The organism is Canibacter zhoujuaniae (genome assembly GCF_011752015.1).
Classification (GTDB): Bacteria; Actinomycetota; Actinomycetes; order Actinomycetales; family Microbacteriaceae; genus Canibacter; species Canibacter zhoujuaniae.
Window position 1 is genome coordinate 270,068 of record NZ_JAAIKA010000002.1, and the last position, 16,800, is coordinate 286,867.

The 16,800-nt window shown below is 55.7% G+C and carries 15 protein-coding genes; 6 read left to right on the forward strand and 9 right to left on the reverse strand.

All coding sequences use genetic code 11. The features are described from left to right. Positions 1-16: 16 nt before the first annotated feature. Positions 17-655: a pyroglutamyl-peptidase I gene (gene pcp / locus HCQ99_RS05900; protein ID WP_166987315.1), complete on the forward strand. Its 639-nt coding sequence runs from the start codon at positions 17-19 to the stop codon at positions 653-655. On the opposite strand, the gene hrpA is transcribed toward pcp, so the two are convergent. Further along, the gene (gene hrpA / locus HCQ99_RS05905; RefSeq protein ID WP_166987318.1) at positions 648-4,571 is read right to left on the reverse strand and encodes an ATP-dependent RNA helicase HrpA; all 3,924 of its coding nucleotides are present in this window, start codon (positions 4,569-4,571) and stop codon (positions 648-650) included. The genes pcp and hrpA overlap by 8 nt on opposite strands. Before the next feature lie 88 nt (positions 4,572-4,659). Between hrpA and HCQ99_RS05910 the strand changes: the two genes are divergently transcribed. Further along, a complete protein-coding gene (locus HCQ99_RS05910; RefSeq protein WP_166987321.1) occupies positions 4,660-5,502 on the forward strand; it encodes an aldo/keto reductase in 843 nt (280 codons plus the stop codon). Positions 5,503-5,575: 73 nt separating this feature from the next. Then, complete coding sequence (gene argG, locus HCQ99_RS05915; RefSeq protein ID WP_166987324.1) at positions 5,576-6,997, forward strand: argininosuccinate synthase; 1,422 nt, start codon at positions 5,576-5,578, stop codon at positions 6,995-6,997. Between the two features lie 73 nt (positions 6,998-7,070). Here argG and HCQ99_RS05920 read toward each other — a convergent pair whose 3' ends face one another. Next, on the reverse strand, positions 7,071-7,322 hold the full coding sequence (locus HCQ99_RS05920; RefSeq protein ID WP_166987327.1) for a WhiB family transcriptional regulator: 252 nt from the start codon (positions 7,320-7,322) through the stop codon (positions 7,071-7,073). A 138-nt stretch (positions 7,323-7,460) separates the two neighbouring features. Here HCQ99_RS05920 and HCQ99_RS05925 point away from each other — a divergent pair, with 138 nt between their 5' ends. Then, positions 7,461-7,877 (forward strand): hypothetical protein, encoded by a 417-nt coding sequence (locus tag HCQ99_RS05925; RefSeq protein WP_166987330.1) that lies wholly within the window; start codon positions 7,461-7,463, stop codon positions 7,875-7,877. Positions 7,878-7,903: 26 nt separating this feature from the next. Here the strand turns inward: HCQ99_RS05925 and bcp are convergent, their stop codons facing one another. From bcp to aroA, 3 genes are read right to left on the reverse strand one after another with little or no spacing between them, the layout of a single operon-like run. Next, positions 7,904-8,374 carry a thioredoxin-dependent thiol peroxidase gene (gene bcp / locus HCQ99_RS05930; RefSeq protein WP_166987333.1) on the reverse strand — a complete coding sequence of 157 codons (471 nt, stop codon included), beginning with the start codon at positions 8,372-8,374 and terminating at the stop codon, positions 7,904-7,906. Positions 8,375-8,430: 56 nt separating this feature from the next. Further along, positions 8,431-9,480 carry a ribosome small subunit-dependent GTPase A gene (gene rsgA, locus HCQ99_RS05935; protein ID WP_166987336.1) on the reverse strand — a complete coding sequence of 350 codons (1,050 nt, stop codon included), beginning with the start codon at positions 9,478-9,480 and terminating at the stop codon, positions 8,431-8,433. After that, positions 9,477-10,811 carry a 3-phosphoshikimate 1-carboxyvinyltransferase gene (gene aroA / locus HCQ99_RS05940; protein WP_166987340.1) on the reverse strand — a complete coding sequence of 445 codons (1,335 nt, stop codon included), beginning with the start codon at positions 10,809-10,811 and terminating at the stop codon, positions 9,477-9,479. The genes rsgA and aroA overlap by 4 nt, the downstream gene beginning before the upstream one ends. Before the next feature lie 189 nt (positions 10,812-11,000). Between aroA and HCQ99_RS05945 the strand changes: the two genes are divergently transcribed. Continuing rightward, a complete protein-coding gene (locus HCQ99_RS05945; RefSeq protein WP_166987343.1) occupies positions 11,001-11,582 on the forward strand; it encodes a sigma-70 family RNA polymerase sigma factor in 582 nt (193 codons plus the stop codon). Next, complete coding sequence (locus tag HCQ99_RS05950) at positions 11,579-11,842, forward strand: zf-HC2 domain-containing protein (protein WP_166987347.1); 264 nt, start codon at positions 11,579-11,581, stop codon at positions 11,840-11,842. Before HCQ99_RS05945 ends, HCQ99_RS05950 begins: the two co-directional genes overlap by 4 nt. A gap of 22 nt (positions 11,843-11,864) precedes the next feature. Here HCQ99_RS05950 and HCQ99_RS05955 read toward each other — a convergent pair whose 3' ends face one another. Genes HCQ99_RS05955 through HCQ99_RS05970 form a run of 4 tightly spaced genes read right to left on the reverse strand, consistent with a single transcriptional unit; the run spans position 11,865 to position 16,733 of the window. Further along, positions 11,865-12,575 carry an ABC transporter ATP-binding protein gene (locus HCQ99_RS05955; protein ID WP_166987349.1) on the reverse strand — a complete coding sequence of 237 codons (711 nt, stop codon included), beginning with the start codon at positions 12,573-12,575 and terminating at the stop codon, positions 11,865-11,867. Further along, positions 12,572-14,239 (reverse strand): dipeptide/oligopeptide/nickel ABC transporter permease/ATP-binding protein, encoded by a 1,668-nt coding sequence (locus HCQ99_RS05960; RefSeq protein WP_166987352.1) that lies wholly within the window; start codon positions 14,237-14,239, stop codon positions 12,572-12,574. The genes HCQ99_RS05955 and HCQ99_RS05960 overlap by 4 nt, the downstream gene beginning before the upstream one ends. After that, a complete protein-coding gene (locus tag HCQ99_RS05965; protein WP_166987355.1) occupies positions 14,239-15,195 on the reverse strand; it encodes an ABC transporter permease in 957 nt (318 codons plus the stop codon). Before HCQ99_RS05965 ends, HCQ99_RS05960 begins: the two co-directional genes overlap by 1 nt. Continuing rightward, positions 15,192-16,733 carry an ABC transporter substrate-binding protein gene (locus HCQ99_RS05970; RefSeq protein ID WP_166987358.1) on the reverse strand — a complete coding sequence of 514 codons (1,542 nt, stop codon included), beginning with the start codon at positions 16,731-16,733 and terminating at the stop codon, positions 15,192-15,194. Before HCQ99_RS05970 ends, HCQ99_RS05965 begins: the two co-directional genes overlap by 4 nt. Between the last annotated feature and the right edge of the window lie 67 nt (positions 16,734-16,800).

A 16,800-nucleotide genomic window follows, 5' to 3' on the forward strand; every position in this document is an offset into this window, starting at 1 on the left:
TTGGAAGGGATGTGAGATGAGAATTTTGGTTACAGGCTTTGATCCGTTTGATGGGGAAGAGATTAACCCGGCGCGGGAGGCGGTGTTTGCGCTGCCTGATGAAATAGCTGGAGCAGCAATCATTAAAGCCGAGGTGCCGACAGAGTTTATGCAGTCAACGATTTTGATGCGGGAGCTTATTGCGCAGCACAGCCCGGATATTGTGCTGTGTGTCGGGCAGGCCGGTGGCATCTCGGGTCTTAACGCAGAGCGGGTGGCGATAAATCTTCAAGATGCGCGAATTCCTGACAATGCTGGATACGCGCCGCTGGATGCACCCGTTATCGCAGATGGGCCTGCCGCCTATTTTGCAACACTCCCGGTCAAGGCAATGGTGCGGGCAGCCCGGGAAGCGGGGCTTGCAGCACAGGTTTCGTACAGTGCGGGCACATTTGTCTGCAACCACCTAATGTATGTCGCACTGCACGAACTACGGGCACGCCCTGACGTAAGAGCGGGGTTTGTGCATATTCCATACCTACCTGAGCAGGTTGCGAAGCGTCCCGGTGTGCCTGCGATGCCCTTGGCAGAAACTGTGCGTGGGCTGTCTGCGATGATTAGTGCGGCTGTCGGGTTTGAAAAGGATCTGGAAGTGTCTGAGGGCGCCCTCAACTAGCCGGTGAGAGCTCAGCGATCGCCCTCCGAATGCGCTGTGGTGACACTTTTTCTGCTGTGCCGAGCTGCTGGGCAAAAAGACTGACGCGCAATTCTTCCAGCTGCCAGCGAATGCTACGAAGCGAGTGTGGTGCTGCATCCTTAAGGGGGAGTGTGCCGCCCGCTTTAATGAATTCTGCTGTGACAGCCTCGATCTCGTTTTGGTTTGCTCGGTCGCGCCCCGGGTTGGCCGCGAGTTGCTCTAGACGAAACTCGATTGCCTTTAAATAAGTGACAAGTCGTGGCAACCGCAGCACCCCGATGTTGCTAATGAAGCCTTTGCCCCGCTGGCTGGCGAAGTAGAGCTGCCCCAGTTGGGTAGCGGCATCAGATACTTGGCTGAGCACGGTAAGACTCTTTGCGCTATTAATCGCCTGTTTTGCTGCGCGAGCAGCGTCAGCAATCTTAACAACAACCGAAATTAGCGAGTAACTGTCTGCTAAAACCCTGCCTGCAAAATTTTGAGTTGCTTTGTCAAAATCTGCCTGCGTATAGATAAGCCCATCACCGTTCGCGCTGGCATCTATCGCTGCCTGCTCGGCAATAGCTAGGGCGATGTCGGCGATCAGATCATCTAGAGAATTGTAGGGGCTCTGGGCGAGCAAAAGTTTTTCTTGTTGTGTTAGGTGCTCGCGAATGTAACTGCCCAGCGGCGGGCTAGACAACGCTATTAGGCGACGCACTCCGAGACGGTGCTGTGCCTTGGCAGTTTGTTTATCGGCTGCTAAGCCCAGGTCAACACTTTTGCCCTTATCGATCAGGCACGGGTACGCGCGCACGGATCCCGCCGCTCGTGCACGCGCCTGCGAGAACTTCGCGTCCAGAAATTCTGGAATGGTGTTGTCGGGCTTAAGGGTTGGCCAAGCGGTGAGGTGCTGCTGTTCTAAAGCCTGCTTTGGCAGTTCGCGCTGCGCAACCGCAGCAACGTTTTTCGTTGCAGAGCTTTGATGCTTATTTTGAAGCTCCGCGAGGTTTTTACTGGTTTCGAGTGTGCGCCCGCGTGCGTCAACTACACGGAAGGTCGGTCTGAGGTGCGAAGGCAGCCGGTCGAGATCAAAGTCGTCGGCTGTCACAGGCACTGAAGCGCGACGCCGAATTTCTTTTGCGAGAGCAGCGGTTAACGCCTGTTGTGAGTCTCCGGTGATCTCGCCGCTTGTTGCATCGAGTAAAACAGTAGCCCACTGGTTTGCGGGCACAACGTGTTTGCGAATTGGTTTCGGAAGAGTTTTGATAAGCGCTGCGACAAGCTCGTGACGGAGCCCCGGCACCAGTTTTTCAAATGCTGACTCGTCTAGGCGAGGCAGCAGCGGCAGCGGGACAGTCACGGTCACGCCATCGTCGCTTGCGCCGGGCTCAAAACGATACTTCAACCCCAGCTGTTGGTCTCCAAACTGCCAAACGCGTGGAAAATCTAGGCTGGCTGCTGCCGCCGTGGTTTGTGCTGCAGCAGAGATTAAATCTGCTTTGCTCAGGTGCAGAAACTTGGGCTCACGTTTTTTTGTTTTACCCCACCAGGTATTAAAGTCTGTTGCTGAGGTTATAAAGTCGGGAATGCGTTCATCGTAGAAAGCATAAACGGCTGTTTCATCACCCACCAGACCGCGCTGTCGGGTTTGTTCTTCAAGCTGCTCTAACTCACGGCGCAGCGCATGATTGTGTCTGTCAAAAGTGTGCTGTTCACGCCAATCGCCCGCAACAAGCGCCTCACGTATAAAGAGTTCCCGTGCTAGCCTGCGGTCAAACTTGGAAAGCTGCACGCGTCTGCGGCCTACAATCGGCACCCCAAAGAGGGTTACTTTCTCATATGCGATAGCGCTACCGCGGCTCGCACTCCAGGTGGGCTCGCTAATTGAGCTTTTGGCTAGTGAGCCGGCAAGTGATTCTGCCCATGCCGGATCAATTTTCGCATTCATGCGTGCGAACAAGCGGCTGGTTTCTACTAGCTCGACCGCCATCACAAAATCGGGTGGGTTTTTTGCGAGCACGGAACCGGGGAAGATCGTGAAGCGGGTGCCGCGTGATCCGAGATATTCACTGCCGCGAGTTTGCTTATGGCCGTTGTTGCGACCGCGTGCAGCAAGCTTTGCGCGCTCTGTCTTGCCGCTGCCAAGCTCAGTGCGCACCCCGAGGTGTGAGAGCAGCCCCGCTAGCGCACAGTAGAGCACCAGCTCGCTGGCTGTGCCCGGCGCTGTGGGATGCTTCTCGCGCAGGTTTTTTGGAAGTTCGATGTCGCGGCATGCCTGCTCGAGCTGCCGCACAAGATCAAACCACTCCCGCACCCGCACAACATTTAAAAATTCACTCTTCAGCTGGCGTCTAAACGCGCTCGATCCTTGGGATGCTTGCGCCTCTCGCAGATGGTCATACAAATTCAGTAGGGTGTGCAGATCGCCGAGCGGATCCTTAAAACGCGCGTGCAGGCTATCTGCCTTTGCGCGCTGCTCTTCCGGCCGTTCGCGCACGTCAGGGATCGTCAGCCCGGCAACAAGCGGCAAAACACGATCGAGCACACCGTAACGCTTAGCCTCAATCACCATGCGCGCATAGCGTGGCTCGAGCGGCAGCCGGGCGATTACCCGCCCGACAGGAGTGATGCTTTTGCCTTGCAGTGCTCCGATTTCTGACAGCAGCGCGAGCCCATCACGGACACCGCGCGGGTCTGGGGGAGTGAGAAAGGGGAATTTGCGCACCTCACCCAGACGCAGTGACAGCATCTGCAGCAGCACAGAGGCGAGCCCGGTGCGCAGAATTTCTGGGTCGCTAAACTCCGGGCGGCTAAGAAAATCTGCTTCGCTATAGAGGCGGATCGTGATGCCGGGGGAAGTGCGCCCGGCGCGCCCGGCGCGCTGCGTCGCGCTCGCCTTAGCAACAGCCTCAATTGGGAGTCGTTGCACTTTAGATTTGCTCGAGTAGCGCGAGATACGAGCGGCGCCTGAATCGATAACCGCGGTGACTCCGGGCACTGTCAGCGATGTTTCAGCAACATTGGTTGCGAGCACAACGCGCCGCACTCCAGGAGCAGTGGGAGAGAACACACGATGCTGGTCTGCAGCCGACAGCCGCCCATAGAGCGGCAGCACCTCAAGCGTGCGCCCGGCCGGCAGTGATTTAAAACGACCCTGCAGCGCATCTGCGGCATCACGAATATCGCCCTCACCGGCCAAAAACACGAGAATGTCGCCGGGTGTTTCGGGAAGGAGCTCGGCGACCGCATCGCAAATACCTTCGTGTAGATCACGTTCGGTGCGTAAAGTTTTGCCTTCAGTGGTTTGTGTCACCGTAATTAGCGGACGATAGCGCACTTCTACGGGATAGGTGCGCCCAGAAACAGAAATAATCGGCGCGTCATTAAAGTGCGCAGCAAAAGATTCTGGATCGATTGTTGCCGAGGTTATGATGACCTTCAGGTCGGGGCGCTTGGGCAGCAGCGTCTTTAAATAGCCGAGCAGGAAGTCTATGTTTAAGGAGCGTTCATGCGCTTCGTCGATGATAATCGTGTCGTAGCGCTTTAACAGGCGATCGTGATGAATTGCATTGAGCAAAATACCGTCTGTCATCAGTTTGATGCGTGTCTCAGCGTTTGATTTATCGGTAAACCGCACTTGGTAACCGACGGTTTTGCCGAGTTCTGATCCGAGCTCTTCAGCTATGCGTTCAGCGACTGCGCGAGCTGCGATGCGGCGAGGTTGGGTGTGCGCAATAGCCTTGCGCCCGAGAGAGAGGGCAATCTTTGGCAGCTGCGTTGTTTTGCCGGAGCCGGTTTCACCCGCCACAATAACGACCTGATGCGCGCTAATTGCTTTGCTTATTTCGTCGCGCATGCCTGAGACCGGCAGGTGCTCCGGAAACTCGATTACCTCTGCGCGTGCTCGATTCATAACACTAATAAGCGTACCGGGAGGAGCTATGACTTTATGAGCGCTGCAATTCAGGCTTGTGCCAGAGAGATTTAGGTAGCTTGGAATTATGGTTTTTGAATTTCCACAGATTGCGCTGCGCTCGGGAGACGCGCTGGATCGTTTTGGGGTTGGAACGTACAAACTTGAAAACGATGAGGCTGAACGGATAGTTGCTGCGGCCATCGAGCTGGGATATCGTCACATCGACACCGCGAAACTCTACCGCAATGAAGAGGGTGTCGGGCGTGCTGTAAAGCAGGCAATAGACGCCGGAAAAGTGCAGCGGGAAGAGCTGTTTATAACCAGCAAACTCTGGCATGACGACCATTTGCAGGCTGAAAAAGCTCTCGAGGGTAGCTTGGAACGAGCCGGGCTTGACTATCTAGATCTATTCTTGATTCACTGGCCGACACCTAAACGAGGCACCGCCCCAACAGCCTGGAAGGGGCTGATTAGGGCTCAAGAGCGGGGCCTTGTGCGCAACATCGGTGTGTCGAATTTTGAGATTTTGCATCTAGAGCAAATCATTTCAGAAACCGGCATTGTGCCCGCGGTAAATCAGATCGAGCTGCATCCGCACCACCAACGGCGAGAGCTGGTGGATTACTGTCGCGCACTTGGAATTGTGGTGGAAGCCTGGAGCCCACTAGCGCGCGGTCGGGCAACACTGCTGCAGGATTCCGCGGTGACCGCAGCGGCTAACGCTCACGGCAAAACACCCGCACAAATTGTGTTGCGGTGGCATGTGCAGCATGATTTTGTTGTTTTTCCAAAAACACGCAGCGTGGAGCGACTCAAAGAGAACGCTGCCATCTTTGACTTTGAACTCACAACAGCTGAGATGACTGCGCTCGATGCCTTAGAGCGGGCTGAAGCCAGCGGATCAAACCCGTTTGAGATGAACGGTTAACGCAGAGATGTGAGGCAGGTAAGGGCAGAGCTCTCTGATTCTCACCCTCTGTATTGGCGGTAGAATAGTGAGTATGTCTAAAGTTCTTTCTTCTCTGCCAGTTGGTGAGCGCGTCGGTATTGCATTTTCGGGTGGGCTTGACACCTCATGCGCGGTTGCGTGGATGCGCGATAAAGGGGCGATACCATGCACCTACACTGCTGATATCGGTCAGTACGATGAGCCGGATATCGCCGGTGTTGCCGGTCGCGCAAAAGAGTACGGCGCTGAAATAGCGCGTCTTATCGATGCGAAGCTGCCCCTGGTGGAAGAGGGCTTTGTTGCCCTGCAGTGCGGTGCGTTTAACGTGCGCTCCGCAGGCAAGACCTACTTCAACACCACTCCGCTGGGGCGCGCTGTGACCGGCACTATGCTCGTGCGCGCAATGAAGGAGGACGGCGTAGAAATCTGGGGTGATGGCTCAACTTACAAGGGAAACGACATTGAGCGCTTCTACCGTTACGGTTTGATGGCTAACCCTGCACTGCGCATTTATAAACCGTGGCTTGACGCCGATTTTGTGTCAGAGCTTGGCGGCCGGCAGGAGATGAGCGAGTGGCTGGTCGAGCACGGCTACCCGTATCGCGATTCGGCTGAAAAGGCGTATTCAACCGACGCCAACATTTGGGGCGCAACCCATGAGGCGAAAACTCTCGAATTTCTCGACACCGGCCTTGACGCGGTTGAGCCGATTATGGGTGTTGCCGCGTGGCGCGAAGATGTTGAGGTTGCTACTGAGGAAGTCTCTGTGCGTTTTGAGGCGGGGCGCCCTGTGGCAATCAACGGCAAGGAGTATGACAACCCTGTTGAGTTGGTTTTTGCTGCGAACGAGATCGGTGGTCGGCACGGGCTCGGCGTCAGCGATCAGATTGAAAACCGCATTATTGAGGCAAAATCTCGTGGTATTTATGAAGCTCCGGGGATGGCGCTGCTGCACGTCTGCTACGAGCGGTTGCTGAATGCAATTCACAATGAAGCAACCATTGAGACATATTACGAGCAGGGTCGCCGTCTTGGTCGCCTAATGTATGAGGGGCGCTGGTTTGACCCGCAGTCGCTGATGCTGCGTGAGTCTCTGCAGCGGTGGGTTGCCTCAGCAATCACGGGCGAGGTCACCTTACGCCTTAGACGCGGTGACGACTACACGATTTTGAACACCACCGGCCCAGCACTCAGCTACCACCCTGAGAAGCTGTCAATGGAGCGCGTCGGTGATGCGGCGTTTGGCCCTGAGGATCGTATCGGCCAGCTCACTATGCGCAACCTGGATATTGCAGACAGCCGTGCCCGCCTTGAACAGTATGCAAATCTCGGCCTCGTGGGCGGCCCAACCGCAGAGCTTGTTGGGGAACTCGAGCAGGGTGCTGCAGCGCAGATTGCTGATGTTGATGCTGATATTGATGCAGTGGGTGATCAGCTCGGTCTGTCTGCGGCCTTTGATGCCGGCACTGACTGAGCAAACAGAAGGTTAGAAAAGTCTAGCGGGGCGCCCCATCTCTGGGAGCCCCGCTATTTTTGTTAGCGACTGGTTATGCGTGTGCGCGTCGCGCTCTTGCCGCGCGGCGCTTCAGTGCACGACGCTCATCTTCGCTGAGCCCGCCCCAGACGCCGTGATCCTGATTTGAATCCATTGCGTATTGCAGGCACTGGTCTGTTACTTTGCAGCTCGCACACACTGATTTTGCTCGCTCGATCTGCTCGAGAGCCGGGCCAGTGTTGCCCACCGGGAAAAAAATCTCGGGGTCTACGGTGAGGCAAGCCGCTTTCTCACGCCAAGTCATTGCTGACGCCCCTTCCTTGCGCACTGTTTTTGCGCTGTGTGTAATACGTGGCATCTGGTTGTGACACCACAGACTAAAATGGTGGCATAGTTATTGGGGCTTATCAAGCATTTTTTATTTCTGAAGAGTTAGGCAAAGTTGATCAAATCAACATCTGATGATGTGGCGGCTACCCGTATTTTCTGGCTTGGTTTGCGCGCTATTCTGCTGCTCGAAGTGCTCCTTGCATTCGGGCTCGTCTATCGCGTCGCCCGTGGAGCTTTGGCAGCTCATAACGAGCCCTATCACGATCTAATTCTGCTACTGATAATGGCGATTCTCTGCCTCGGTTGGGCTCTCACCGCGCTTGCCGGCGCGTGGCGTGCCAAGCCTTGGTCTCGCGCACTCAGCCTAACTCTGCAGGTGGGTGTGTTTGCGGTTGCGGTCAGCCTTTTTCAAGGCCTGTTTGGTCAGCAGTTGGTGCTCGCCTGGGCGCTTGTAGCAATCTCAATCGGCGGTTTTATTTGTGCGCTTAAGGCTCGCCCCAACCTCGAGACAGAGCCGTCACAGGAGTGAATGACGTCTTGCCGGCCTCTCGTGCGCTAGGCAGCCTCTAGCAGCTTCACTATCCGCGCAACATGACCGGTTGCTTTCACATTGCGCAGAGCGTGCTCAATAACCCAGTTTTGGTCAATCACAAATGTTGAGCGGATAACCCCTTCGACAAGTTTCCCGTAGAGTTTCTTCGGGCCGTATGCGCCAAGTTTGCGGTGCAGTTCAAGCTGCGGGTCGCTGAGCAGGGGATAGTTCAAACTGTCACGCTCACTAAACTTCAGATGCTTCTCAACTGCGTCTTTAGAGAGACCAATCACGCGGTAACCCAAAGCCTCTAAATGGGCTGTATTATCGCGAAAATCGCAGGCTTCTTTTGTGCAACCGGGCGTCATTGCGCCTGGGTAAACAAACAAAACAGTTTTTTGCCCGCGTAAATCTTTGGAGTTAACGAGGTTACCGTGCTGATCCAGCAGCTCAAATTCTGGGGCTGCATCGCCGGTGGTAAGTTCGGTGCTCATATTTTTCCTTTCGGATCTTCGCCGCAGCCGCATATTGCCGGCCCTCACCCGAAAAACTACTGCCGGTCTGGTGCATCTGCGGTGGCTAACAGCCTTCGCAACGAGTCTAGACGGCTTCGCTGAGAATCACTGAGCTCCCCCTGCTGGGCGCGCAGGTTGAGCTCACAGTCTGGCGTGGTGGCGCTGTGATCGCAGCCGCGTGGACACTCAGCGACTATCTCGGCTAAATCTGCGAACCCGGCAATAACCGAAGCAGCGCTGACGTGCCCGAGCCCAAACGAGCGCACACCGGGGGTGTCAATAACCCACGCTGATTTGGTTTTTTCGCCCCGCAGTCTGAGCGCAACAGAGGAGCTTGAAGTGTGGCGGCCCCGGCCGGTAACCGAATTGACGTGCCCGGTAGCGCGGTTAGCGTCGGGCACCAGAGCGTTAATGAGAGTTGATTTTCCAACCCCCGAATGACCTATGAAAACTGTGGTCTCACCGGCGAGCTGCTTTTGCAATTGGGCAATTGGCCAGTCGTTATAGGCAGAGAAGAAAACAGGCACATCGAGAGCGCGGAAGTGTGCTAGAAACACGCTGGGGTCTGCAATGTCTGTTTTGGTGACGCAGATAAGCGGGCGAATTCCGGCATCGTAGGCGGCAACGAGTGAGCGATCTACCAGCCCAACCCGTGGCTCAGGGTTAGCGGCTGCAACCACGATTAACATCTGGGTGGCGTTTGCAACCATCACGCGCTCAATACGGTCTGTGTCATCTGCGCTGCGGCGCAGCAGCGTTGTGCGTTCTGCGACACTCACGATACGCCCAAGAGTGCCAGCAGCACCACTCGTATCACCGGCCACCCGCACCAGGTCGCCGATGACGATAGCGGTTTTACGCAGCTCACTCGCGCGGGCGCAGAGCACTGTGCGTTCGGATCCGGAGTCGGCGTCAATTATTACCGTGTAGCGCCCGCGATCCACCCCGATAACCATGCCCACAGGAGCTGAGCTGTAATCCGGGCGCTGCTTTGAACGCGGTCTGTTTGCTTTTGGATTGGGGCGCACTCGCACCCGGTCGCCGTAGTCAGCGTAGCGCTCGTAGCTGTCTAAATGGCGGTTCATTCACACCCCAGAGCCCTGGCCCACATGCCAATAAAATCAGGCATAGTTTTAGAGGTGCAGGCGATATCGTCGATTTCGACACCCGGCACCCGCAAACCGATGAGTGCGCCTGTTGTGGCCATGCGGTGATCAGCGTATGCGCGCCACAACCCGCCGTGCAACTGCGCCGGGCGCACCTCAATGCCATCTGGTAGCTCGCGAGCGTCACCGCCGAGATTATTAATTTCAGCAACTAGGGCTGCGATGCGATCTGTCTCATGGTGTCGAATATGACCGATGCCGGTTATCTGACTCGGTTCGTCTGCGAGGGCTGCGAGACCAACCAGCGCCGGCGCTAGCTCACCCGCCTCGGGGATGTGCAGTTGCACGCCGTTGATCTTGCCATCCGGCTGCCCGGTGACGGTGAGCTTGTCTTCGGTCTTGGTGACGGTTGCGCCGAAGTGTGTCAGTAAACTGCGCAGCTGATCACCCACTTGGGTTGTTGTGTGTGGCCATAGCGGCACAGTCACAGACCCGCCGGTGACAAGTGCCGCAGCGAGAAACGGGGCGGCGTTTGATAGATCCGGCTCAATTGTGACGGTTCTTGCTGCTATCGGCCCTGGCTCTGCAACCCACACCCCTGCTTCTGGAGAGTATGCCTTAACCCCGCGTGCTGTAAGCGTTTCCAGAGTCATCTCAATGTGCGGAATGCTCGGCAGATGCTCACCCGTGTGAACAACGTGCACCCCCTCTTCAAAGCGGGCAGCCGCGAGCAGCAAACCCGACACAAACTGACTCGAGAGTGAGGCGTCGAGACTGACCCGACCGCCCGACACAGACCCAAATCCGTGCACGGTGAATGGCAGCGCGCCCCGCCCGTCATCGTTAATATCAACACCAACCTGTCTGAGGGCGTCTAGCACCGGCCCCATTGGGCGTTTGCGTGCGTATGGATCGCCGTCAAACCCTGTCGGGCCCAGGGCGAGCGCGGCAACTGCAGGCAGGAAACGCATCACAGTTCCCGCCAGACCGCAGTCAATTGTGCCTGATCCTGTCAGCTCTTGCGCTGGTGTGACGCGCAGCTGCTCAATCTCGCCGACCGTCTCGCTCTCAAACACAGTGCCGAGGGTCGTAAGGCCGTTAATCATGAGATTCGTGTCGCGTGACCTAAGTGGCGCGACTATTGTGCTCGTGTCGTTTGCGAGCGCCGCAAGCACCAGCTCTCTGTTTGTAAGCGATTTTGAACCGGGCAGGGGAACAAACGCGTTTATCGGGTGTATCGGCGTGGGAGCAGCCCAGGGCACCACACGTTCAGCCGCCACCGACTGCGCATTATTTCTTGCAACAAACATCGCTTCTAGCCTACTGGCATCCGCTATTTCTTGTTTTAAACAAGCAGCAGCTAGAGCGGTGGGAATAAGCGGTTATTGCGCACAGTTGCACTAGGTGTGAGGTTAAAAAAGAGGCGAGTGTCAGAGGCTGCGACAGCAGCTGACGATTCCAACCTAACGTTGCTAGATCTGCAACTAGAATTGTCGGTAATGAGCGCACAAACTAGTGAAGAACTGTTTATTGAGCAGGCGATGCCTTATCTGGATCAGTTATACGCTGCAGCAATGCGTATGACGCGCAATAAACATGATGCGGAAGACCTCGTGCAGGAAACCTTTATGAAGGCGTTTACCGCTTTTGAGAGGTTTCAGCAGGGCACAAACATGAAGGCCTGGCTGTATCGGATCCTCACTAATTCTTATATAAATCGCTATCGTAAAGCGCAGCGTGAGCCTAGACTTGGTGCCACAGATGAGATGGCGGATTGGCAGCTCGGTGACGCAGAATCAATGACCGCATCCAACGCGCGCTCAGCAGAGGCAGAGGCGTTAGATAAGATTCCTGCGCCGGTGGTGAGCAAAGCGCTGGGAGAGTTAAAGCCAGATTTTCGAATGGTTGTTTTGCTCACAGACGTCGAGGGTTTCAGCTATCGCGAAATTGCTGAGATGCTCAACGTCCCGATCGGTACGGTGATGAGTCGCTTGCATCGTGCGCGCAAACAATTGCGGGAGATGCTGCACGATTACGCCGTTGCAGAAGGCATTATTACCAAAACACAGGAGCAGGCATGACTAACACAGTAAATGAACAGATAGATCCCTGTGATTGCGCTACCTTGCGCTCTAAAGTTGAAGAGCTTGTGCACGGCGAACTGGACGCTCAGGAGCAGCAAACGCTGAGAGCGCACATAGACGGCTGTGATGGCTGTAAAAGCATTGAAGACACCCTGCACCGTTTGACGAAAGCTGTGCAGCGTGCCTGTAAGGAACAGGCACCTGAAAGTCTGCGGGAAGTGATTATGCAGCAGCTGCGGAGCAACCACACAAACTAAGTTTTGTAAGTCCCAACCGCTCTTAAGCAGGTAGCGCTGTGTCCTGCGTGATTTCACCGTTTCGCAACTCGATTAACCGGGTTGCAAGGTTTGGGACGATAGTTAGGTCATGGGTCACCGTGATCAGGGTTAGTTCACGGCTAGCTACCACGTCAAGCAGAGTTGCCACAAACCGCTGCCGTGCAAGCACATCAAGTGCGCTGACAGGCTCATCGGCGACCAAAGTTGTTGGATCGGTGATGAGAGCGCGTGCGATTGCGATACGCTGTCGCTGACCGCCAGAAAATTCGTGCGGATAGCGGTTAATGCTGTCTTCAGAGAGCGCTAGCTCTTGCAGCAGCTCTAGCGTTCTTGCCCGAACTGCAGGACGCGCCCGGTGTCGTGCACGAAACGAGAGGTGCGCTGTGGCGGTTTCCCAGAGCGAAGATTCAACGGTGAGCAGCGGGTTGAAGCTGGATTGCGGATCTTGCGCAATAAACCCGGTCTCCCGGCGCACCCTTTGGCCGCTCGCACGCGATCTGCCAACAGACTCACCACGGTAGAGCACCGTCCCTGCAGTTGGCTGCTCTATTCCCACTAGGCAGCGCAAGAGGGTTGTTTTACCTGAGCCTGAGGGGCCAACAATTGCGAGACGCTCACCGGGCTCAACCGTTAGCGAGACGTTTCGCAGCGCAGGCTTTTTGCTACCGTAATCAACGGTTAGATTTTTCACCTCAAAGAGTGGTTCGCTCACACTCTCTCCTCTCGAGTGCTCGCGCCAAGCAGGGCCTTAGTGGTGGCGTGTTTTGGATTAGCAAATATTTCTGCCACCGATCCGTCTTCAACAAGATAGCCGTGGTCAATCACAAGCACACGATCAACGAGATCGCGCACCTGCGTTAGGTCGTGGCTGATGAAAATCAGCGCGCGCTCGTTAGTGCCGGTGAGTTCTCCCAGCAGCCTCAGAATCTGTTGCCGCATGTCATGATCGAGCGCGCTTGTCACTTCGTCTGCGATAACCAGTTTCGGATTCGCGCTGAGGGCGGCGGCGATCGCTGCGCGCTGTCGCTGCCCACCCGAAACCTGATGCGGATACCGTGTTAGCAGCTCTGGCTCGAGGCCGACCCGCTCTGCGAGTAGCTGCGCCTGCTCCCGTCTTGCTGCCCTGCTTAGCTGAAAGTGGTGATTGAGAGCGGCCGTCATCTGCTTCCAGAGCTGTTGCAGCGGGTTGAGAGCTGTTTTAGGCTCTTGGAAAACGTAAGATATTTCAGCGCCTCTGAGATTTGCTGCGGCCTCTTCCGTTAGCCCGAGGATGGCCTCTCCCGCATAGTCGATGCTGCCGCTGGGTGTGAGTGCTGTTGGCAGCAACTGTGCGATTGCCTGGGCGGTGAGTGTTTTGCCAGATCCAGAACGGCCGATAATGCCGATCCGCTCACCCTGGTGCACAGCGAAACTAATTTTGTGCAGGAGCTCAGCGCCATCGCTGTCTGTAATAGTCAGATCCTGCACAGTTAACAGAGGTTTTGTAGCTGCTGTCTGCTGCGGGTGGATAACAGCCCGCTGCGGGAGAGAAACCGGCGTCACTCGAGACCGTGAGCGGCGGCGCAGTCGGGGGTCGGCAAGCTGCCGCAGCGCGTCACCGAGCACGAAACAGGAGAGCGCAAACGCAGTCAGAGCAACACCCGGCACAGCCGCAGCTAGCGGATACACACTCGCGGCCTGTTGCGTCTGCGCGAGCATCCGCCCCCAAGATGGTGTCGACTGCGGCACGCCAAACCCCAGATAGCTGAGACTGGATTCGGCGAGCACCGCCAAACCCATTGCGAGTGCTGTTTTTGTGATTAACACGGGTGTTGCGGGCAGCACGCAGTGGCGCCAGAAAATGCGCCACTCGCCAACACCGGAAAAACGAGCTGCGGTCACAAAGTCGCTGCTATACGCTTGTGCGAGCTCACCACGAATAACGCGGCTCAAACTGAATCCAAAACCAAAAATGAGCGCAGCGACCACGATAATAACACTGTTTTTGAAAGTAGCTGCGAGCATCATCGCCAACAGCAGCGTCGGAAAGGCAATCAGCACATCAATAATGACGCTCGAGAGCTGTCTGGTGATGCGCGGGCCGCGCACGGTGAGCCCGGCAAGTAGCAAACTTAAGAGGGCGGATCCAGCTGCCGTGCACAGAGCAACGACAACAGTAACTTGGGCACCGGCAAGCAGTCCTGAGAGCAGATCCCGCCCGCTGCCGTCATTTCCGAGTGGGTGCGCAGCTGAGGGGCCGACCCAGAGGTTGTCAGGGTTAGCGAAGTTTGGCGGATACGGTGTCCAAAACAACGACAGTAAAGCGGCAAGCGCTGTCAGCGCGACAACCGCTAGAGCCAGCGGCGCAAACTTATTGATACGGTAGAGGCTCAGCATCAGCGGGTTTTTCTCTCACGTAGACGGGGGTCAAGCAGCTGTGCGAGGGTGTCCATAACCGTACCCAGCAGCAGAATAAAACCGGTAATGACCATGAGCGTGCTTGCAACTTTGGCGAGATCTCGTGAGTTAATATCGCTCACCAGCATTGTGCCCACACCGGGGAGCGTGAAGATCTGCTCGATCACCACAGCGCCAACCACAAGACCGGCCAGCTGCACTCCGAGGGTGCCGATTAGAGACAGACCAACCTGCGGCAGCCCGTAACGGATCAGCGCGGTGCTGCGAGTCATGCCGAAACTCATGCCCGTGCGCAGCGGTTCTGAGTGCAGCGCACTGAGTGTGGCACTGCGGATAAATCTAAACAGGATTGCTGCTTCTATCAGCCCAATAGTGATGCCGGGTAGGAGCAGGGAATATATCGCGTTTAAAGGATCTGCCCACCCGCGTGCGGGGAAGCCTTGCGAGGGGAAAATGTTTAACCAGGAAGAAAAGATGAGAATTAGCAGAAGAGCAACCCAGACAGCCGGTAGCGCAGCAGCGGCGTAGGCTGTTGTCGCTGTTGCGTCCGCGAGTGGGCGGCCGGCGCGGTAGGCGGTAAATATGCCGAGGGGAACTGAGATCACCAGCATGACGATAGAGCTAATTAACACCAAGGGGAGTGTGACCCCAGCTTTTTCAAGCAGCTGCTCTGCAACCGGTGTGCGGCTGACTAGTGAGGTGCCAAGATCGCCTGTGATGAAAGCGCTGATCCAGTCAAAATATTGGGTTAACAGTGGGCGATCAAGCCCTAAATTGGTGCGGATCTCTGCGATTCTTGCGCTTGAAGCCTGCGTGCCGCCGATGATCTGCGCTACATCACCCGGGAGCAGTCGCAGGGTAAAAAATATGAGCAGGCTCGCCAAAAACCAGCCTCCCAGCAGGAAGGCGAGCCTGCTCCAAAGAATTTTAATCACTCGTTAATAGTGACAGTTGACAGGTTAATTCGCGAATTTGTGTTCGAAGTTGGGAAACCGGAAACCCCATCAGAAATTACAGTGGTTGGAGTGTAGTTAAACAACCATTTTGCCGGAGCATCCTGGGCAACCACCGCTGCAGCCTCCTGCAACAGAGCGTCAGCGCTGGCGGGATCAGTTGCCGTGCGCGCTTTAGCAACAAGCTGCTGCACCTGGGGGCTGTTATAGCCGAAATAGTAGTTCGGGTTTGCGTAGTTATCGAAGTCACGCGCTTCTGCATGATCTACATAAGACAGATCGTAGTCTTTGTTCATGTAAACCCGCTCTAGCCAAGTTCCGAAGTCTACGCGGTCTATATTTACGCTCACCCCAATCTGCTGGAGTTGGCTAGCAACGATATCTAATGCAGCCGAATCATAGTGGTTTGGCACCGTGATTGTGAGGCTCAGATTTTCATTTCCGGTCTGCGCAAGCAGGATCCTTGCATTTTCAGGGTTGTATGCGTTTACAGCTGAGAGGTTCTGGAAACCAGGCTCCAGTTCTGTAATCGGTGAGCCTAATGTTTTGCCGTCACCGTGCTGTGAGGTGATGATTGCATCAGTGTTGATTGCCTGGCTGAGCGCCTGTCGCACAAGCGGGTTATCAAACGGCGCACGTGCGCTATTGAAGGCTAGTGTGAAGACATCAGTGCTTTCGGCGCGCACCAGATCAAAACCCGGCTGATTTTCGAGGTCGGCCCGCAAGCTAGGCAGCAGAGCTGTTTGCACATCGAGCGAACCATCTTTTAGAGCGTTAACTGCGGCACGACCATCGGGAATAAACCGGAATACCACCTGCTGAATCTGCGCTGGGTTGTTTCCTGTGTAGTCATCATTGCGCTCTAGGGTCAGGCTGTCACCCTCACGCCAGTTTACAAATTTGAAAGGCCCGGTGCCGTTTGCTGTGTTGGCGAGGTCGTTAGTAGCCTCTGCATCAAGCACAATGCCAGCTCGCCCCGCAAGATGCCACAAAAGTTCACTGTTCGGCTGCGTCAGGGTGATCGTGACCGTACGAGCAGTCTCATCACCGCTCACGTTTGCAGTTATATCTTCAGACTCCAAACCAGCTTGAAGCGAAGTAACAACATCGTTTACATCGAGCGTCGCTCCGTTATGGAAACTCACTCCCTCACGCAGTTTAAAAGTGTAGGTGAGGCCGTCTGCGCTAATCTCTGGCAGCGCGGTCGCAAGCGCCGGTTGGAACTCGTCTACTGTGCCGGGGCGCAGCGTAATCAGCCCCTCATACACGTTGTCGAGCAAAATCTGATCGAGCGCAACCCCGGAGGTGTTGCGCACATCCAAGTTGGTTGGTTCAAGAATTAACCCGATGCTGAGACTCTCATCTTTATTTGATTTATTTAGCAGGACTGCGCCAACAGCGACAGCACCTATGACAGCGAGAGCAGCAATAGCTCCGATAATCACACCGGTGCGCCGTTTTTTTGGTTCGCGCCTCTGGAAGCCGTTCTGGGCATTAGTTTCTGCGGCTGAAGAATTCAATCTGTTTTGCCTTTCATCGACTCGCGATAGAAAATTTGCCAGCGTACGATTTTACGTTTACTGACTG